The 16422-nt window shown below is 59.4% G+C and carries 16 protein-coding genes; 5 read left to right on the top strand and 11 right to left on the bottom strand.

Features of this window, described 5'->3' with window-relative positions; genetic code table 11:
- The first annotated feature begins 134 nt into the window (after nt 1-134).
- The 5 genes from C0V76_RS12330 (at nt 135) to C0V76_RS12310 (ending at nt 4351) form a co-directional block, all read left to right on the top strand.
- Entirely contained in the window at nt 135-1208 is a 1074-nt protein-coding gene (locus C0V76_RS12330) for a tetratricopeptide repeat protein (RefSeq protein ID WP_101942695.1), read from the top strand.
- Entirely contained in the window at nt 1205-2425 is a 1221-nt protein-coding gene (locus C0V76_RS12325) for a murein L,D-transpeptidase family protein (protein WP_254048232.1), read from the top strand. The genes C0V76_RS12330 and C0V76_RS12325 overlap by 4 nt, the downstream gene beginning before the upstream one ends.
- 2 nt (nt 2426-2427) lie before the next feature.
- On the top strand, nt 2428-3021 hold the full coding sequence (locus C0V76_RS12320; RefSeq protein WP_371460173.1) for a peptidylprolyl isomerase: 594 nt from the start codon (nt 2428-2430) through the stop codon (nt 3019-3021).
- Between the two features lie 49 nt (nt 3022-3070).
- Nucleotides 3071-3562 (top strand): peptidylprolyl isomerase, encoded by a 492-nt coding sequence (locus tag C0V76_RS12315; protein ID WP_101942693.1) that lies wholly within the window; start codon nt 3071-3073, stop codon nt 3560-3562.
- A gap of 69 nt (nt 3563-3631) precedes the next feature.
- Entirely contained in the window at nt 3632-4351 is a 720-nt protein-coding gene (locus tag C0V76_RS12310) for a UDP-2,3-diacylglucosamine diphosphatase (protein WP_101942692.1), read from the top strand.
- Between the two features lie 69 nt (nt 4352-4420).
- On the opposite strand, the gene purF is transcribed toward C0V76_RS12310, so the two are convergent.
- Genes purF through C0V76_RS12255 form a run of 11 tightly spaced genes read right to left on the bottom strand, consistent with a single transcriptional unit; the run spans nt 4421 to nt 16305 of the window.
- The gene (gene purF / locus C0V76_RS12305) at nt 4421-5947 is read right to left on the bottom strand and encodes an amidophosphoribosyltransferase (RefSeq protein ID WP_101942691.1); all 1527 of its coding nucleotides are present in this window, start codon (nt 5945-5947) and stop codon (nt 4421-4423) included.
- A 17-nt stretch (nt 5948-5964) separates the two neighbouring features.
- The gene (locus tag C0V76_RS12300) at nt 5965-6453 is read right to left on the bottom strand and encodes a CvpA family protein (protein WP_101942690.1); all 489 of its coding nucleotides are present in this window, start codon (nt 6451-6453) and stop codon (nt 5965-5967) included.
- Between the two features lie 10 nt (nt 6454-6463).
- Nucleotides 6464-7156 carry an SPOR domain-containing protein gene (locus C0V76_RS12295; protein ID WP_101942689.1) on the bottom strand — a complete coding sequence of 231 codons (693 nt, stop codon included), beginning with the start codon at nt 7154-7156 and terminating at the stop codon, nt 6464-6466.
- A 6-nt stretch (nt 7157-7162) separates the two neighbouring features.
- Nucleotides 7163-8446 carry a bifunctional tetrahydrofolate synthase/dihydrofolate synthase gene (gene folC / locus C0V76_RS12290; RefSeq protein ID WP_101942688.1) on the bottom strand — a complete coding sequence of 428 codons (1284 nt, stop codon included), beginning with the start codon at nt 8444-8446 and terminating at the stop codon, nt 7163-7165.
- Between the two features lie 3 nt (nt 8447-8449).
- A complete protein-coding gene (gene accD, locus C0V76_RS12285) occupies nt 8450-9319 on the bottom strand; it encodes an acetyl-CoA carboxylase, carboxyltransferase subunit beta (RefSeq protein WP_101942687.1) in 870 nt (289 codons plus the stop codon).
- A gap of 23 nt (nt 9320-9342) precedes the next feature.
- The gene (gene trpA, locus C0V76_RS12280) at nt 9343-10140 is read right to left on the bottom strand and encodes a tryptophan synthase subunit alpha (protein WP_101942686.1); all 798 of its coding nucleotides are present in this window, start codon (nt 10138-10140) and stop codon (nt 9343-9345) included.
- Between the two features lie 18 nt (nt 10141-10158).
- Nucleotides 10159-11373 (bottom strand): tryptophan synthase subunit beta, encoded by a 1215-nt coding sequence (trpB, locus tag C0V76_RS12275; RefSeq protein WP_101942685.1) that lies wholly within the window; start codon nt 11371-11373, stop codon nt 10159-10161.
- A complete protein-coding gene (locus C0V76_RS12270; protein ID WP_101942684.1) occupies nt 11348-11989 on the bottom strand; it encodes a phosphoribosylanthranilate isomerase in 642 nt (213 codons plus the stop codon). The genes trpB and C0V76_RS12270 overlap by 26 nt, the downstream gene beginning before the upstream one ends.
- Entirely contained in the window at nt 11990-12790 is an 801-nt protein-coding gene (gene truA / locus C0V76_RS12265) for a tRNA pseudouridine(38-40) synthase TruA (protein ID WP_101942683.1), read from the bottom strand.
- Complete coding sequence (locus C0V76_RS12260; RefSeq protein WP_101942682.1) at nt 12778-13386, bottom strand: CbiQ family ECF transporter T component; 609 nt, start codon at nt 13384-13386, stop codon at nt 12778-12780. Before C0V76_RS12260 ends, truA begins: the two co-directional genes overlap by 13 nt.
- 27 nt (nt 13387-13413) lie before the next feature.
- The gene (locus tag C0V76_RS12255) at nt 13414-16305 is read right to left on the bottom strand and encodes a FimV/HubP family polar landmark protein (RefSeq protein ID WP_158239236.1); all 2892 of its coding nucleotides are present in this window, start codon (nt 16303-16305) and stop codon (nt 13414-13416) included.
- Nucleotides 16306-16422: the final 117 nt, after the last annotated feature.

The raw sequence follows: 16422 nt of genomic DNA, 5'->3' as shown, positions 1-16422 counted from the left end.
GTCTGTGGGAATGAGGGTCTCCGGGCGCGTCCGGAAGGACATCCTCCTTGAATGCGTTGGGATTGGGGACAGAGCATAGTAAAATCGCGCTCGCACTCTGCCGACCCACGCACAACCGGACCGACTCTACCATAATGCGCCACTCGATCTCCCGTTGCTCCCGCATCTGCATCACTGCACTGCTGGCTCTTTCGACTGCTGCGCTCTCCGCTCCTGCTGCTGCCCAGGCCACACTCAGCGAAGCCCAGGCCCTGCTCGCTCAAGGCCAGCGCAGCCAGGCCCTCGACAAGATCGACCGTGTGCTGGCCAGCACCCCCAAAGATCGTCAGGCGCGCTTCCTGAAAGGCGTGATTCTCGCCGAGATGAATCGTCTCGATGACGCTGCCGTGGTGTTCGTGAAGCTCACTGAAGAAGCCCCGGAACTCCCCGAACCCTATAACAACCTGGCCGTCATCTACGCCCAGCAGAAGCAGTTTGACAAGGCCAAGGCCGCGCTCGAAATGGCTATCCGCACCCATCCCTCGTATGCCGTAGCGCACGAGAATCTGGGCGATCTCTACGCAAAGATGGCCCGTCAGGCCTATGACCGCGCCCTGCAGATCGATTCAAGCAACAGCAATGCACAGGCCAAGCTGAACCTGCTGCGCGATATCAGCACGGCCGGCGCCCGCCCTGCCACACCGACCAAGCCCGTCACCGTTGCCGTCACCACGCCAGCCCCCACCGCCGCACCTGAAGTTCCTGCCGTCAAACCGGTGCAGGCCGCGAGCAGTACGGCAGCCGTTGCAGCCAGCAGCAAGCCTGCAGCTTCCGCAGCGAGTTCCAGCGCCGTGGCCGAAGCGCCGGCCAAACCTGCTACAGCAGACAACGATCAGCGTGCCGTACGCAGCACAGTTCTGTCCTGGGCGGAGGCCTGGTCGAAGAAAAACACCAAGGAGTATCTGGGCTACTACGCCAGGGATTTTGACGTGCCGGATGGCAAGACCCGTAGCGCCTGGGAAGCAGAACGTATCGATCGGGTCGGCAAGCCAGGAGCCATCAAGGTTACGCTCAGCGAACTAGACATCAAGCTCAATGGCGACCGTGCCATCGTCCGCTTCAAGCAGAACTACCAGTCTGCCAGCTTCAAGTCTGCCAGTGGCAAGACCCTTGAAATGATCCTGCGCAATGGTCGCTGGCAGATTCAACAGGAACGGATCGGACGTTGACCCGCACACTCAAGCACCTGTTCAGCAGCAAGCTGCACCGCATCGCCGCCTGTGCGGCGCTCATCGTCTCCTCGGCCGCCTGGGCACCCACCGGACTCTACGCCGGCGTATCGGATGCTGGTCCGGATGCCACGATCACTCTGATCATTCGTGACATTGAGCAGAACAAGCTCGATGTCGCGCTGGCACGCACCGAAAACCTGCTCGGGCTTTATCCGAATTTCCGGCTCGCTCACCTGATCCGTGGCGATCTGCTACTTGCGCGCACCCAGCCACTGGCAACCTTTGGCAATGCTGCAGGCGCGCCCGCCGACAAACTGCGTGATCTGCGTGAAGAAGCCATTGCACGCTTGCAGGGCTATCGCAATCGCCCGGCACAGAATCAAGTGCCCCGCTATCTGCTGCAGATGCGCGAAGATCAGAACCATGCGGTAGTGGTCGATACCAAGCAGTCTCGCCTCTATCTTTATCGCAACGAAAAAGGCCGCCCGGTCTTCGTCGCGGATTGGTATATCAGTCAGGGTAAAGCTGGCGCGGAGAAGCAGCGCGAGGGTGACAACAAAACCCCGGTTGGCCTCTACCAGGTCACCAGCGTGATGCCGCCAGAAAAGCTCACCGACTTCTACGGCAAGCGTGCCTTCCCGCTCAACTATCCCAATGAATGGGACAAGATGCAGGGGCGCAACGGTCACGGCATCTGGCTGCACGGGGTACCACGCGATACCTTCGCCCGCCCGCCCAAGGCCTCGGAAGGCTGCGTCGTACTGGCCAACCAAGACCTGGACGCTCTTTCCACCTATCTGCAGATCGGTGTCACTCCAGTGATCATCAGCAACGGCATCGAATGGCTGTCGCTGGATGACTGGCAAAACGAGCGCAGCGCACTGAATCAGGCTATCGACGACTGGCGGCGCGACTGGGAGAGCCGCGACGTCTCGCGCTACCTGTCCCACTACTCCACCCGCTTCAAGACCAATGATCAGGATTTTGAAGCTTGGGCACGTCAGAAACGTGAAGTCACTGCTGGAAAAACCTGGGTCAAAGTCGAGCTGCGCAATCTGAGCGTGCTACGCAACCCGGGCAGCCAGGATGAGATGGTAATGGTCAGTTTCGAGCAGGAGTACCGCAGCAGCAATCTCAACAATGTCGCCAAGAAGCGCCAATACTGGCGCAAGGAAAACGGGCGCTGGAAAATCATCTACGAAGGAGTTGCCTGAACATGAGCACAACGATCATCCGACTGATGCGCTGCACCATGCTGTTGCTGAGTTGCCTAGCTCTGCCCGTTGCCGCCCAGACTGCAGCACCCCGCGTTCAGGTCGTCACCAGCGCAGGCGAATTCACCCTCGAGTTGAACGCCGAGCGCGCGCCGAAGAGCGTTGCCAATTTCCTGAAGTACGTTGAAAGCGGCCATTACGCAGGCACCATCTTCCACCGCGTGATCAAGGATTTCATGATCCAGGGGGGTGGCTTTAGCGCCGACATGAGCCAGAAGTCCGTGCAGGCCCCGATCCAGAACGAAGCCGCCAACGGCCTCAAGAATGTTCGCGGCAGCATTGCCATGGCCCGCACCGGCGACCCGCATTCCGCCACCGCCCAGTTCTTCATCAATACAGTGGATAACAACTTCCTCGATTACCCGGGCCAGGACGGCTGGGGCTACGCCGTATTCGGCAAGGTTGTGACAGGGATGGACGTGATCGACAGGATCCGCAGCGTGCCGACCACCAATGCCGGCATGCATCAGAACGTTCCGGTCAAGCCCGTCACCATCCAGAGCATGAAGCTACTGCCGGCACCTGCCGCCAAATAACTTTCACCATCCGGCCCCATCCGGGGCCGTTTTTCCCCCGGAGCCCTACATGATCAAGCTGCACACCAGCCACGGCATCATCGCCCTCGAACTCGACGCCGAAAAAGCCCCCGAATCCACCAAAAATTTCATTGCTTACGTGGAGGCCGGCCACTATGACGGCACCATCTTCCATCGCGTTATCAAGGACTTCATGATCCAGGGTGGCGGCATGCTGCCGGACATGAGCCAGAAACCGACTCAAGCACCGATCAAGAACGAAGCCAACAACGGCCTCAAGAACGAACGCGGCACGATCGCCATGGCCCGCACCTCGGATCCGCACTCAGCTACCGCCCAGTTCTTCATCAATACCGTCGATAACGACTTCCTCAACTTCCGCAACGAATCCGTGCAGGGCTGGGGTTACACCGTATTCGGCAAGGTTGTGGAAGGGATGGATGTCGTCGACCTGATCCGCGCAGTCAAGACCGGTCGCAGCGGCTATCACTCGGATGTGCCGGTGGAAGCAGTTGTCATCACCAAAGCGGAAGTGGTCTGATTCCTCACCACCCGATTTGAGCAACGCCGGCTTCGAGCCGGCGTTCTTTCATCTACCGGACTTCACACCTTGATCCTCTTCATCTCCGACCTGCATCTACAAGCCGCAGAACCGGAAACAGCACAGGCTTTCCTAGAGTTTCTCGCTGGCCCAGCCCGCCAGGCTCGCGAACTATGGATTCTGGGCGATCTGTTTGAACTGTGGACAGCCGACGACGATTTGCGCGAAGCCTTTCCGGCCAGCATCGCCGATGCGCTGAACGAGCTTTACCGCAGCGGCGTTGCCGTCCGCATCGTGGTAGGCAATCGCGACTTCATGCTCGGCAAGGTTTTCGAAGCGCGCAGCGGCGCCCGTATCGTGTCTGAACCCGCGCTACTCGAATTTGAGGGCAAACGTCTGGTGCTGCTGCACGGCGATGCGCAGTGCACGGATGATGTCGCCTACCAGCGTTATCGCCGCCGCATCCGCTCGCCCTTCATTCAGGCTTTGCAACGCAATCTGCCCTACTTTGTACGGCGTGCCATCGTGCGCCGCATTCGCCAACGCAGCGTCATGAACCGGCAAAAGTACGGAGAAAGAAAAATCTCCGACGTGAATGCCGACGCGATCGCCGAGGTCTTCCGCACAACCAGCGCAGATATCATGATTCACGGCCATACACACCAGCCGGCCTGCCACACGCTGGCAGTGGACGGGCGCGAATGCCAGCGCTGGGTGCTCGCTGACTGGCACGGCAAGGCCACCTGGCTGGAAGCCGGACCAGAGGGACTCATTGCACGCGGCGGCTGAATTCGGCCAGCTGAAACGACAAGCCCCGGTCATCAGCCGGGGCTTGTCGTTTCAGCAGCAAAGCCAGACTCAGTTGCTGGCGCCTGCCATCAGATTCAGATCGAGCTGCTCAGCGTCATCGTCAGCCGCCTTGCTGGCCGCACCACGCCCACCCTCAACGCTATCGAGGTAAGCGGAAGTCACATCGCCGGTGACATACACACCATCAAAACAGGAACACTCGAACTGCTCAATGGCCGGATTCAAATCACCGACAGCCTTCTTCAGGTCTTCCAGATCCTGATAGATCATCGCATCGGCCCCGATTTCCTTGCCCACCTGATCGGCATCGCGGAAAGCAGCGATCAGCTCGTTCTTGCTGGGCATATCGATCCCGTACACGTTGGCATGGCGTACCGGTGGCGCAGCGGAGGCCATGAAGACTTTGGTTGCTCCGGCTTCGCGCGCCATGTTGATGATCTCGCGACTGGTGGTACCGCGCACGATGGAGTCATCCACCAACAGCACGTTCTTGCCGACAAACTCCTGATGCATGGCATTGAGCTTCTGGCGCACCGACTTCTTGCGCACTGCCTGGCCCGGCATGATGAAGGTTCGGCCGATGTAGCGATTCTTCACAAAGCCTTCGCGATACGACACGCCGAGATGGCTTGCCAACTCCATCGCCGCCGAACGACTGGAGTCTGGAATCGGAATCACCACGTCAATCTTGAGATGGCTGTATTCGCGCTTGATCTTCTCCGCCAGATACACGCCCATTTTCACGCGGCTCTCGTAGACCGAAATACCGTCGATGATCGAATCAGGGCGAGCCAGATACACATACTCGAACATGCAGGGTGCGAAACTGCGCATATCCGCGCACTGGCGTGTAGACAGCTTGCCATGGGTATCGATCAGCACCGCTTCACCCGGCGCGATATCGCGCACAGTCTTGAAGCCAAGCACATCCATCGCGACCGATTCGGAGGCCACCATGTACTCGGTGCCCTCAGGCGTTTCATGCGCGCCGAGAATCAGCGGCCGAATCCCGTGCGGATCACGGAAAGCCAGCAGGCCATAACCTGCAATCATCACTACCGCAGCATAGGCACCCTTAGCACGCTTGTGAGTACCCGCCACAGCGGTAAAGATGGTGTCTTCGTCGAGGCGGAATGCACCGTTCGAGGCCACCTGCAACTCATGCGCGAGCACATTGAGCAGCACCTCCGAATCAGAGTTGGTGTTCATGTGACGCAGATCGCCCAGATACATCTCGCGCTTGAGTTCATCCGAGTTCGTCAGGTTGCCGTTGTGTGCCAGCATCAGACCGAAGGGCGAATTGACGTAGAAAGGCTGGGCTTCTGCCGCATTGAAGGCCGAACCAGCAGTCGGATAGCGACAGTGGCCGATCCCCCAGTTACCTTCCAGATTACGCATATTGCGAGTGCGGAAGACTTCGCTCACCAGGCCGGAACCCTTGTGCATGTGGAAACGACCGGACTCCGTGGTGGCGATACCGGCGGCATCCTGACCGCGATGCTGCAAGACCAGCAGGCCATCGTAAAGCAACTGGTTGACCGGGCCTTTGGCCATTACGCCGATGATTCCGCACATACCTTCTTCACCTGTATTCAATACTTGATTCGATCTGCCAGATCCCGGGGGAGCCAGGGTTTGACAGCCAGTACAGCAACTTCCAGCGGCGGTGCGAAAGTTGATCCGCGCCACCATTGTTCTTTCGGCAGGCTGCTCATGCCCGCTGCTGCCACCAGCAGCAAGGCCAGAACCAGCGCGCGCAGCACACCGAAACCGGCCCCTGCCATACGATCCAACACACCGAGGCCTGCCACACTCAATAGCTCCCGCAACAGGAATCTCAGCAAGGCCAGCAACAACAAGACCGTAACGAACACCGCCAAAAAGACCAGCGGCCAGCGAGCCCACTCCGTTTCCACCGCACCCGCCAACATCGGAACGCCCAGGGGCGCACAGTACCAGGCGGTGGCCAGCGCGAAGATCCAGCCCAGCAGCGCAAATACTTCGCCAACCAGCCCACGCCATAAGCCCAGCAACGCGCTCAGCGCGAGCAAGACCAGAAAGATGTGATCAAACAGCGTCACGCTCCGACGCTCACTTGCTTGTCACGATTCCGTTAAGACCCGCTTTCTTGAGCTTCTCCACGACTTTATCGGCACTTGCGCGATCAGCATAAGGACCGGCGCGCACGCGGGTCCGATCCGCCTGCTTCTCCAGACTCGCCTTCACTCCGCTGGATGAGGCCCGAGTCGCCACCTCGCGCGCATTGGCTTCCTCGCGATACACCCCCAGCTGCACGAAGAACTTCCCCGTCACGACAGGCTTGGGCTCAGCGGGTTTAGGCTCAGCTGGCTTGGCCTCGGCAGACCGGGCAGCAGCACTGCTATCACTGCGCCCTTCAAGAATGTCACGCGCACGCTGCGCCTCCACAGGCGGTTTGACAGCAGGCTTGGGCGCACTTTGGGCGGGCGCTTCAGGAACAGGAGGAGGGACTACAGCACTTTGCGCAACGGCCGGGGCGAGCTCCGCAGGCTTGGCGGCAGGCACTGACTGGACAGGCAAAACCGGTGAAACGGGTGGCGGAGCCGCTCCGGCGATCAAGCGGGAGGCATAGTTACCTCCCTCCTGGCTGGGTATACGGATCGAGAGCTCCTGAGAACCGGGGGCGGGCTCGCTGTCCATCACCATCGGCAGCACGATGGCCGCCACCAGAGCCAATGCAATGGCCCCTACCAGACGGCGTCGGGCGCGTTTCTTGAGATCGAGCTGGACGTCGTTTTCAGCCATGAAAACTCACCGGGAAGCAGCCGCACACATCACGTCGGCCACGGTCAGGAAGGAACCAAAGGCCACGATTCTATCACCCTCGGCAGCCTGCTTCCGCGCTGCGGCAAAAGCTTCGGCCGGGCTCGCAAAACAGGCAAGACTGGCCTTGCAGCCAGACGCATCCAGAACCTCAGCCAGTTGCGCGGCACTGGCCGCACGCGGCCCCGGCAGGTCACACAGCAACCAGTGATCGACCCGCGGAAGCATATGCTGCAGGCTCCCCGCAATATCCTTGTCAGCCAGCATCCCGCATACCGCCCAGGTATCCGGGAAGAAGCCCATATTGGATAGATTGTCGGCCAGCACGGCAGCAGCCTGTGGATTGTGCGCCACGTCCAGCACCACAGCGGGCCGGCCTGGCAGCACCTGAAACCGCGCAGGAAGCTCAACCGTCATGAGTCCCTGACGTACCGCCTGCATGGGGACCGGTAAGTTTTCCTGCAGACACTCCAGCGCGGCCAGCACAGTCGATGCATTCAACAGCTGATTGGCGCCACGCAGGGCCGGATAGGCCAGGCTGTTGCGTCGCTGGGCACGCCCCTGGAAACTCCACTGCGTCTTGTCACCCGTGAAGCCATAATCCTTGCCCTGCTGGCGCAGATCGGCTCCGATGGCCCGGGCGTACGCAAGCAGACTCTCCGGCGGCTGTGGATCACCACACACTGCGGGCTTGCCGGCACGGAAGATACCCGCCTTCTCGAAGCCGATCTTTTCACGCGTGTCGCCCAGATAATCCATGTGATCCATGGCTACGCCGGTCACGATGCAGCAATCCGGCTCAAGGGTGTTGACGGCATCAAGCCGACCGCCCAGACCTACCTCCAGAATGATCACATCAAGATTTTTCTGGCAGAACAGCCACCAGGCCGCCAGCGTACCGTACTCGAAATAGGTCAGTGGAACCGGCTCTGCACTGGCGCAACGGGCCGCATCTACCGCAGCGAAAGCTGCGCACAGATCAGAATCACTCGCCTCCTGCAGATCAATGCGTACGCGCTCGTTATAACGCAGCAGGTGAGGAGATGTGTAAAGCCCCACTCGGTAGCCTGCCGCATGCAGAATGGCTTCCAGCATGGCGCAGGTCGATCCTTTGCCATTGGTGCCACCCACCGTAATGACTCGAGCCGACGAGCTAGCGCCAAGCGCATCGCGCACCTGAGCAACACGGTCCAAGCCCAAGTCGATCGGCCGGCTATGCTGCGCCTCAATGTGCGCCAGCCAGGCCTCCAGCGTGGCAAATGCTGCGGGCATGAATCAGCCGTTGGCAACCGCCGGCTGGCGGGACAACAAGGTAATAACCTGGGACAGCCGATCGCGCAGTTCGCGGCGATCCACCACCATGTCGATGGCGCCCTTTTCGAGCAGGAATTCGGAACGCTGGAAACCTTCAGGAAGCTTCTCACGCACGGTCTGCTCAATCACGCGCGGGCCGGCAAAACCGATCAGCGCATTCGGCTCAGCCATCACCACATCACCCATGAAAGCGAAACTGGCCGACACACCGCCCATGGTCGGGTCGGTCAGCACAGTAATGAAGGGCAGCTTCTTGGCTGACAGCTTGGTGATAGCAGCCGTCGTCTTGGCCATCTGCATCAGGGAAAAGAGGCCTTCCTGCATGCGCGCACCGCCGGTGGCGGTGAAGCAAATGAAGGGCAGTCCCTGCTCAACAGCCGCGTTCACGCCGCGCACAAAACGCTCGCCGACCACCGAGCCCATCGAGCCGCCCTGGAAGTCGAATTCGAATACGGCAACCACGGCCGGTACGGTCTTGATCGCGCCTTGCATGACCACCATCGCGTCGGCTTCACCGGTATCTTCGGCAGCGGCCACCAGACGATCAACGTATTTCTTGCTGTCGCGAAACTTCAGCGGATCGACCGGCACGACTTCCGCGCCAATCTCAAAACGCCCCTCCGGATCGAGCAACAGATCCAGGCGCGCGCGCGCACGGATGCGCTTGTGATGGCCACATTTCGGGCACACATGTTCGCTGGCTTCGAGATCGGAGCGATACAGCACCGCCTCGCAACTATCACACTTGATCCATAGACCTTCCGGGATCGACTTGCGCACCGGTTGGTCGCGCTTGATCTTCGGGGGCAGGAGTTTGGTCAGCCAGCTCATATCAATACCTCTTCAATCTTAAATTACTCAGGCCGCATGGCAGAACGGATGCCAGCCAAAAAGGCCTGGACACGGGCGTTCAGCCCTTCTTCGCCCTGCTCCACTTCCTGCACGATGCGCGAGCCGATCACCACAGCGTCCGCGACGGCAGCTACGGCACGAGCCGACGCGGCATCACGGATACCGAAGCCCACACCGATCGGTAGGGAGATATGCGCGCGCAACTCGGTTAGCTTGGCTGCCACATTGGCCACATCCAGGTTTGCTGCGCCCGTCACCCCCTTCAGGGAAACGTAATAAACATAGCCTTCAGCAAGCTTCGCCACAGCCTGCATGCGACTGACAGGGGTGGTCGGGGCCAGCAGGAAAATCGGGGCAACGCCGAAACGCTTGAGCACGGCCACACGCTCAACAGCCTCCTCAGGCGGCAGATCAACGGTCAGCACACCATCCACGCCTGCCACGGATGCCAGCTCACCGAAAACCTCATAGCCCATGGCCTCGAGCGGATTGGCATAGCCCATCAGCACCACCGGCGTATCGGTATTGGTCTTGCGGAACTCCGCCACCATCGCGATGACCTGACGCAGGCTGGTACCGAACTTCAGCGCACGCTCGGCAGCACGCTGGATCACCGGGCCATCCGCCATTGGATCGGAAAACGGTACGCCCAACTCGATGATATCGGCGCCCCCCTCAACCAATGCGTGCATCAGCCCCAGCGTTGCCGCCGGATTCGGATCGCCTGCAGTGACGTAGGGAATCAATGCCTTGCGGCCTTCGGCCTGCAGGCGGGAAAAAGTGTTCTGAATACGGGACATGATGTATCTGAAGCCGGGTTACAGGACGATGCCGTCGAGACGGGCAATGGTCGGAATATCCTTGTCGCCACGACCGGACAGATTCACCACGATCACCTGATCAGAGCTCATATCCTTGGCCATCTTGGCGGCATGGGCCAGTGCGTGGCTTGATTCCAGCGCAGGAATGATGCCCTCGAAACGACACAGATCGTGGAAGGCTGCCAACGCCTCATCGTCATTCGCGGCCACATACTCGGCACGATTGATGTCTTTGAGGTGGCAGTGTTCGGGGCCAACGCCAGGATAATCCAGACCTGCCGAGATCGAATGGGTATCCACGATCTGGCCGTTCTCGTCCTGCATCAGATTGACGCGCTGGCCATGCAGCACGCCAGGACGGGCATTGGTCGTCAGCGGGGCGGCATGCTTGCCGGTTTCGATACCATGGCCACCAGCTTCGACTCCGATCAGGCGCACCCCCGGCACTTCGATGTAGGGGTAGAAAATACCAATCGCATTGGACCCGCCCCCCACACAGGCCACCACAGCATCGGGCTGACGCCCCAGCTGCTCGGCGCACTGCACTTTGCACTCTTCGCCGATCACCGACTGGAAGTCACGCACCAGTTGCGGATACGGATGCGGGCCGGCACAGGTGCCGATGATGTAATAGGTGGAATCGACGTTGGTGACCCAGTCACGCATGGCTTCGTTCATGGCGTCCTTGAGAGTCTTGGAGCCGCTTTCCACCGGCACCACGGTCGCCCCCAGAAGCTTCATGCGGAACACGTTCGGCGCCTGGCGGGCCACGTCCTCAGCCCCCATATAAACGATACACTCGAGGCCATAACGGGCCGCCACAGTCGCCGAAGCCACACCATGTTGACCAGCGCCAGTTTCAGCAATCACGCGCTTTTTACCCATGCGGCGAGCCAACAAGGCCTGACCGATGGTGTTGTTCACCTTGTGAGCGCCGGTGTGATTCAGATCCTCACGTTTGAGATAGATCTGCGCCCCTCCGAGCAATTCAGACCAACGCTTGGCGTGGTAAAGAGGACTTGGGCGCCCCACGTAATGCTTCAGTTCGTAATGAAACTCGGCCATGAACTCCGGATCCCGGATGGCCTTCTCGTACTCGACGCGCAGCTCATCCAGCGCTGGAATCAGGGTCTCAGCGACATAAATGCCGCCAAACTGGCCAAAATGGCCAGACAGATCGGGGAAGTTATACGAGGAATTGTTTTCGGCCATCTGCTTCACGCACTCCAGCAACAAAAGCTTCCATCAGGGCGCGGTCCTTGATTCCTTTGGCCGCTTCGACACCACTACTCACATCCACTGCCCACGGCTGCACCGTGCGGACAGCTTGCGCTACATTCCCCGGGCTCAAGCCACCAGCCAGCACCAGTGGCACCGGAAAGGTCTCAGGAAGAAGGCTCCAGTCAAACACTTCGCCACCGCCACCATAACCCTCGACCCAAGCATCAACCAGCAAGCCAGCCGCCCCCGGAAAACGAGCCGCGTAGTTTAACAGATCGAAGCCCGCCCTCACCCGAGCCGCTTTCATCCAGGCACGGCCAAAGGATGCGCAATAGGCAGCGTCCTCTTCGCCATGAAACTGCAGCAAAGATAGCGGCACTTCCGCCAGTACCTCGCGCACCCGTTCCGGAGCCTCATTAACGAACAAGCCCACGCTGCTCACGAACGGGGGCAAAACCGCGCAAAGCTCGCGCGCCTGCTCAATATTTACGGCGCGCGGACTGGGCGGATAAAACACGAAACCGATCGCGTCCGCTCCGGCAACAACAGCCGCCTTCACGTCCTCGATGCGAGTCAGTCCACAAATCTTGATGCGGGTTCGCATGATTCAGAGTCCTGTAGGCAGGAACAGGGGCGCGATGATACGGCCTCCGTCCGGCAGATTCCAGCGATCCGGGTATTCCACCCCGGCAAGATACAAACCATCCGGCGCAAAAGTCGGCGGCGCCAGGCGGCGATTGCGCATCGCCAAAAGCTCGCCAAGCCATTCTGGAGAACAGGCGCCCTTGCCGACATACACCAGCGCCCCCACCATGTTACGGATCATGTGATGAAGGAAGGCATTGGCTTCGAAGTCGAATACAAACCACGGCCCGCTCTGTATCACACAGGCCTCGCGCAAATTCCTCACTGGCGAGTTGGCCTGACACTGAGCCGCCCGGAAGGAAGAAAAATCATGCTCCCCATGCAGGTACTGCACCGCTGCCCGCATTGCAGCAATATCCAGCGGCGAATGAAACCAGCCAACCCGGCCATGCAGGAGCGCACTGCGCACGGGTCGATTAAGCAACACGTATCGATAGCGCCTGCCCAGGGCGGAAAAACGAGCATGAAAGTCCTCCGCAACCTCCTGCGCCCAATTAACCGCCACCCCTTCCGGCAAGTGAGCGTTCACGCCACGCACCCACGCACTTGCAGGGCGGCAAACCGTGGTGTCGAAATGTGCAATCTGCACGGCAGCGTGCACACCCGTATCTGTCCGCCCAGCGCACTGTAGCTGTACAGATTGGCCTGCTATTTCACTCACCGCACGGGTCAGGCAATCCTGCACCGTGCGTCCGTGACGCTGAGTCTGCCAGCCCTCAAAAGCGGCGCCACAATACTCCAGGCCGAGCACTATGCGAGCCATAGCCAACCTCCCGCAATCAACAGCATGAGCATCATCAGCGCCAGGTCAGTCCCGGACAAGGATTTCAGCTCCCAACCCAGAGGGGTCAAATCCTGCTCCCTTGGGGCAGCCATGAGGATTTCGCGCCAATTTCCCGCATCCACAGCAAGATGATCGAGCACCAGACGCAGGCGCAGGATGAAGCGATCCACACTAACCCCAAGCACAACCAAGGGTTTCATCAAACTGTGCAGACCATTCATCCAGGCTGACTTATCAAGCACCACGAGCAGAACAGCCAGTACGCTAGCAGCCGCCAGCAGGCGCAAGGACTGCTCAAGGGCTAGCAACACCCCTTCGCGACTCGGACTGAAGCCCCCTGCTTGCGGCCACATGAGACTTCCAGGCGTCTGCCAGGCAAACAGGATGAACAGAGCAAGAAGAATGAAGCGCATACGCCGCCAGGTACGCCAGGTAGGCGTCTTCGCCAGCAACAGACTGATTGCGCCAACCAGCAGCGCAAGCAACCAGAAACCTGGCCCGCTAAGGCATTGCAACAGGAGAATCAAAAAAAAACCGGCCGTCATGCAGACGGCCGGATGGATAGATCTAAACATTTGTATTCAGCTGGCAAACCTCATGAATCAGCCTAGGCGCCCGAGCATCGTGCGAGCCTGCTCCTTCTGGAAGTCGGCACCATCCGAGATCACCTCTTCGAGCAGCTCACGCGCGCCTTCCATATCGCCCATTTCCTCGTAAGCCTTAGCAAGCTCGAGCTTGGTGCTGACCTCTTCATTGACGTCGATATTGTCCTGAATAGGCTCATGCACGACGGAAGCAGTCAGCGAGGCGGCAGGAGTCGCGGCATTCTCGGCACGGAGATTCACAGCAGACAGATCCAGCATGGTCGGTTTGGTATTGGTTTCTTCACCCAACTCGAAATCAAAATCAAGCAAACTGCCTTCAAAGTTGGTTTTCTCCAGATCCACCTCAGAAAGCGACTCCCCGCGAGCAGACGTCTCAATACCGAGATCGAAATCCTCATCCGCCGCTACCGCAGCCTGAGCAGGCTTCACAACAGCCTGCGTCACTGGCTCATCATCCAGCCCGATATCAAACTCAAGCGGCATTTCTTCACTCGGCAATGAAGGCTGGGTCGAAGTCGCTTCATCCATCGTCCGAAACTCGTCCTCACGAGGCTCCATCTCGGTCGGCTGATCGACACCTGCGGGAGTTTCAAGATCCAGATTGAAATCCAGATTAAGAGACTCAGGGACCGGCTGAACCGGCGCTGCGGGAGTCGCTTCAGCCAGCACGGGCATGTCACTCTCACCCGTCGTGAACTGATTAATCTCACCCGGTACAGTCCACGTCGAACGGACCTGCGAAATGTTGTTGGTGCCAAAACTCACTGCCGGCGCTTCCGCCACCGGCGTTTCAGGCGGCAGATTCACTGCAGCCGAAGCAGCGACGACAGCAGGAGCCGCATCACCAGCAGCCATCTTGTAGAGCGGATTAGCTGGATCGAGCTTCAGACCCAGCGCCGCAGCTTTGCTCCAATCATCACCTACACCTGCCGTCTGAGTGTAGAGATCAGTAGCAATGTTCTCAAACTGCTTCAGGGAGCGGCGTTGCGAATAGATTTCGAGCAACTTCAAATACACCGCAGCACGCGAAGGATCATTCTTCAGTGCATCGAGAAGAATTTCCTCAGCCTGAGCATCACGGCCATAAGCCATGTATACATCGGCCTCAGCTACCGGATCAACGCCTTCATCAGCATCAATCGCGGACATGCCAGACTGGCTGAAGTCGGTATGCAGCAAACTAGTGCCGCCCGTATCCACCGTCTGACCACCGGCGCTGCCAAACACAGAGTTAGGGCTGGTAATCGAGGACTCAGTCAGCTGAGTATTCCCGCTACCCGCAGCTGCCATTTTTCGACGCTGTTTAACAACCACATAACCAACAGCACCGGCAACCCCCGCCAGTCCAAGCAATGCCAACAAGGGATTGCTGAGCAACCCCTCCTCCTCAACCGGTAACGGGGCTGGCTCAAGCTTCGGGGCCGCCACTACAGACTGCTCCACCGCAGGCGCAGATATTTCGGCGACCGGCGCCGGTGACTCAAGCACCGGTGCAGACGCTTCTGCAACAGGCGCCGATGCAGCAACTGCCGAGGCTTCGGCGGCCTTGCGCGCCTCCTCAGCGGCGAGAGCTTCCTGAGTTTTCCTGGCCTCATCAGCCAGACGAGCCTCTTCTGCCTTGCGCGCCTCCTCAGCCTTCCTGGCCTCGTCAGCCCGCTTGGCCTCCTCGGCCTTGGCTGCAGCCTCGGCCTTTTCAGCCTTGGCCTTGTCTGCCTTACTCATCTCAGCTTTGGCCTTGTCCGATTTTTCGGCAGCCTTTGCTGCAGCCTGGGCATCCGCCAAGCTCTTGTTCTTCAGATCGACAAGCTTCTGCAACTCACGCACATTCTTCTCAAGGTCAGCAACGCGCGAGTTAGCCTCCTTGAGCGCCTTTTCACGCGCGACCACATCATCCTGCAACGACTGGATGCGTGCCTTGGTGGCCGCATCGCCCGTTGCCGCTGCGGAGGCTTTGCCTTCGGCAGCCGTCACTTTGACCTTGTCCTTACCTTGCTGCGCGGCGACAGCTTTTTCCTCAACCTTGGGAGCAATCTTGCCCGAGGAACCCTGAGCTGCACCGCCCTCCTTGGCAGGAGCGGCTGTTGCGGCAGAAGCCACGGACTGACGATACTGCTCGAAACTCGAGGCCTTAAGGACGATCTGACGGGCCTCACGCTTGGAAATATCCGCGACACTACCTGCTTCCGGCACCTTAAGAATGCGCCCAGCACGCAGACGGTTGATATTCCCCCCCACAAATGCATCGGTATTGGCTCGATACAGGGCGGCCAGCATCTGTTCCTGACTGACTTCAGCCGGCTTGGTTTCTGCTGCAATCTTGGAGAGCGTGTCACCGCGCTTGATGTTGTACTCACCGGAAGTCATGTCTGCTGCCGGTGCTGGAGACGCGGCCGCTGCAGATTTCGTTTCGCGAGGCGTAGCGGGGCCGGAAGTCGGCGCTACCCCCTTGGCAACCGGTGCGGACACGACTGGCGCAACCGCCGGTGCAGCAACCCGAGCGGCCCCGACATCAGAAGGATCCAGCAAGAAAGTGTAATTACGCTGCAGACGACCGCCCACCCAGTTCAGGTCGAGCAGTAGTTCTACAAAGGGCTCATTGAAAGCACGGTCTGTAGAGATCTTGACAACCGATCTGCTGCCCCGACGTTCAATAGCCATTTTTACGCTGGTGAATTCAGCGAGATATTCAACGTTGGCACGTTTGAAGGCTTCGGCTGATGCCAGCTTCGCAATCATTCCATCGAGCTCTTCGGGGCTGGCCGAGAGCTCGACTTCAGCGCGCAAAGGCTGCCCTAGCGCACTCATGACATTGATACGGCCAAGCCCGGCAGCGCCGGCACTTCCGCAAAAGGCCAACATCATCGCTGCGACGAGGGTGTTACGAAGCATCGGAGTTTTCATATCGAGTACGCGCGGTGCATTCAGGAAGCCACCGTCTCTGAGGGTTAGAGATAAACTTCAAAATAACATCAACGAGTTATCGCCGCAAGCTAACCTATTACCTGA

The sequence above is a fragment of the Uliginosibacterium sp. TH139 genome (assembly GCF_002855595.1).
GTDB classification, from domain to species: domain Bacteria; phylum Pseudomonadota; class Gammaproteobacteria; order Burkholderiales; family Rhodocyclaceae; genus Uliginosibacterium; species Uliginosibacterium aquaticum.
The sequence above is the reverse complement of the archived record's forward strand: the minus strand, read 5'-3'. Positions and strand labels throughout refer to the sequence as shown.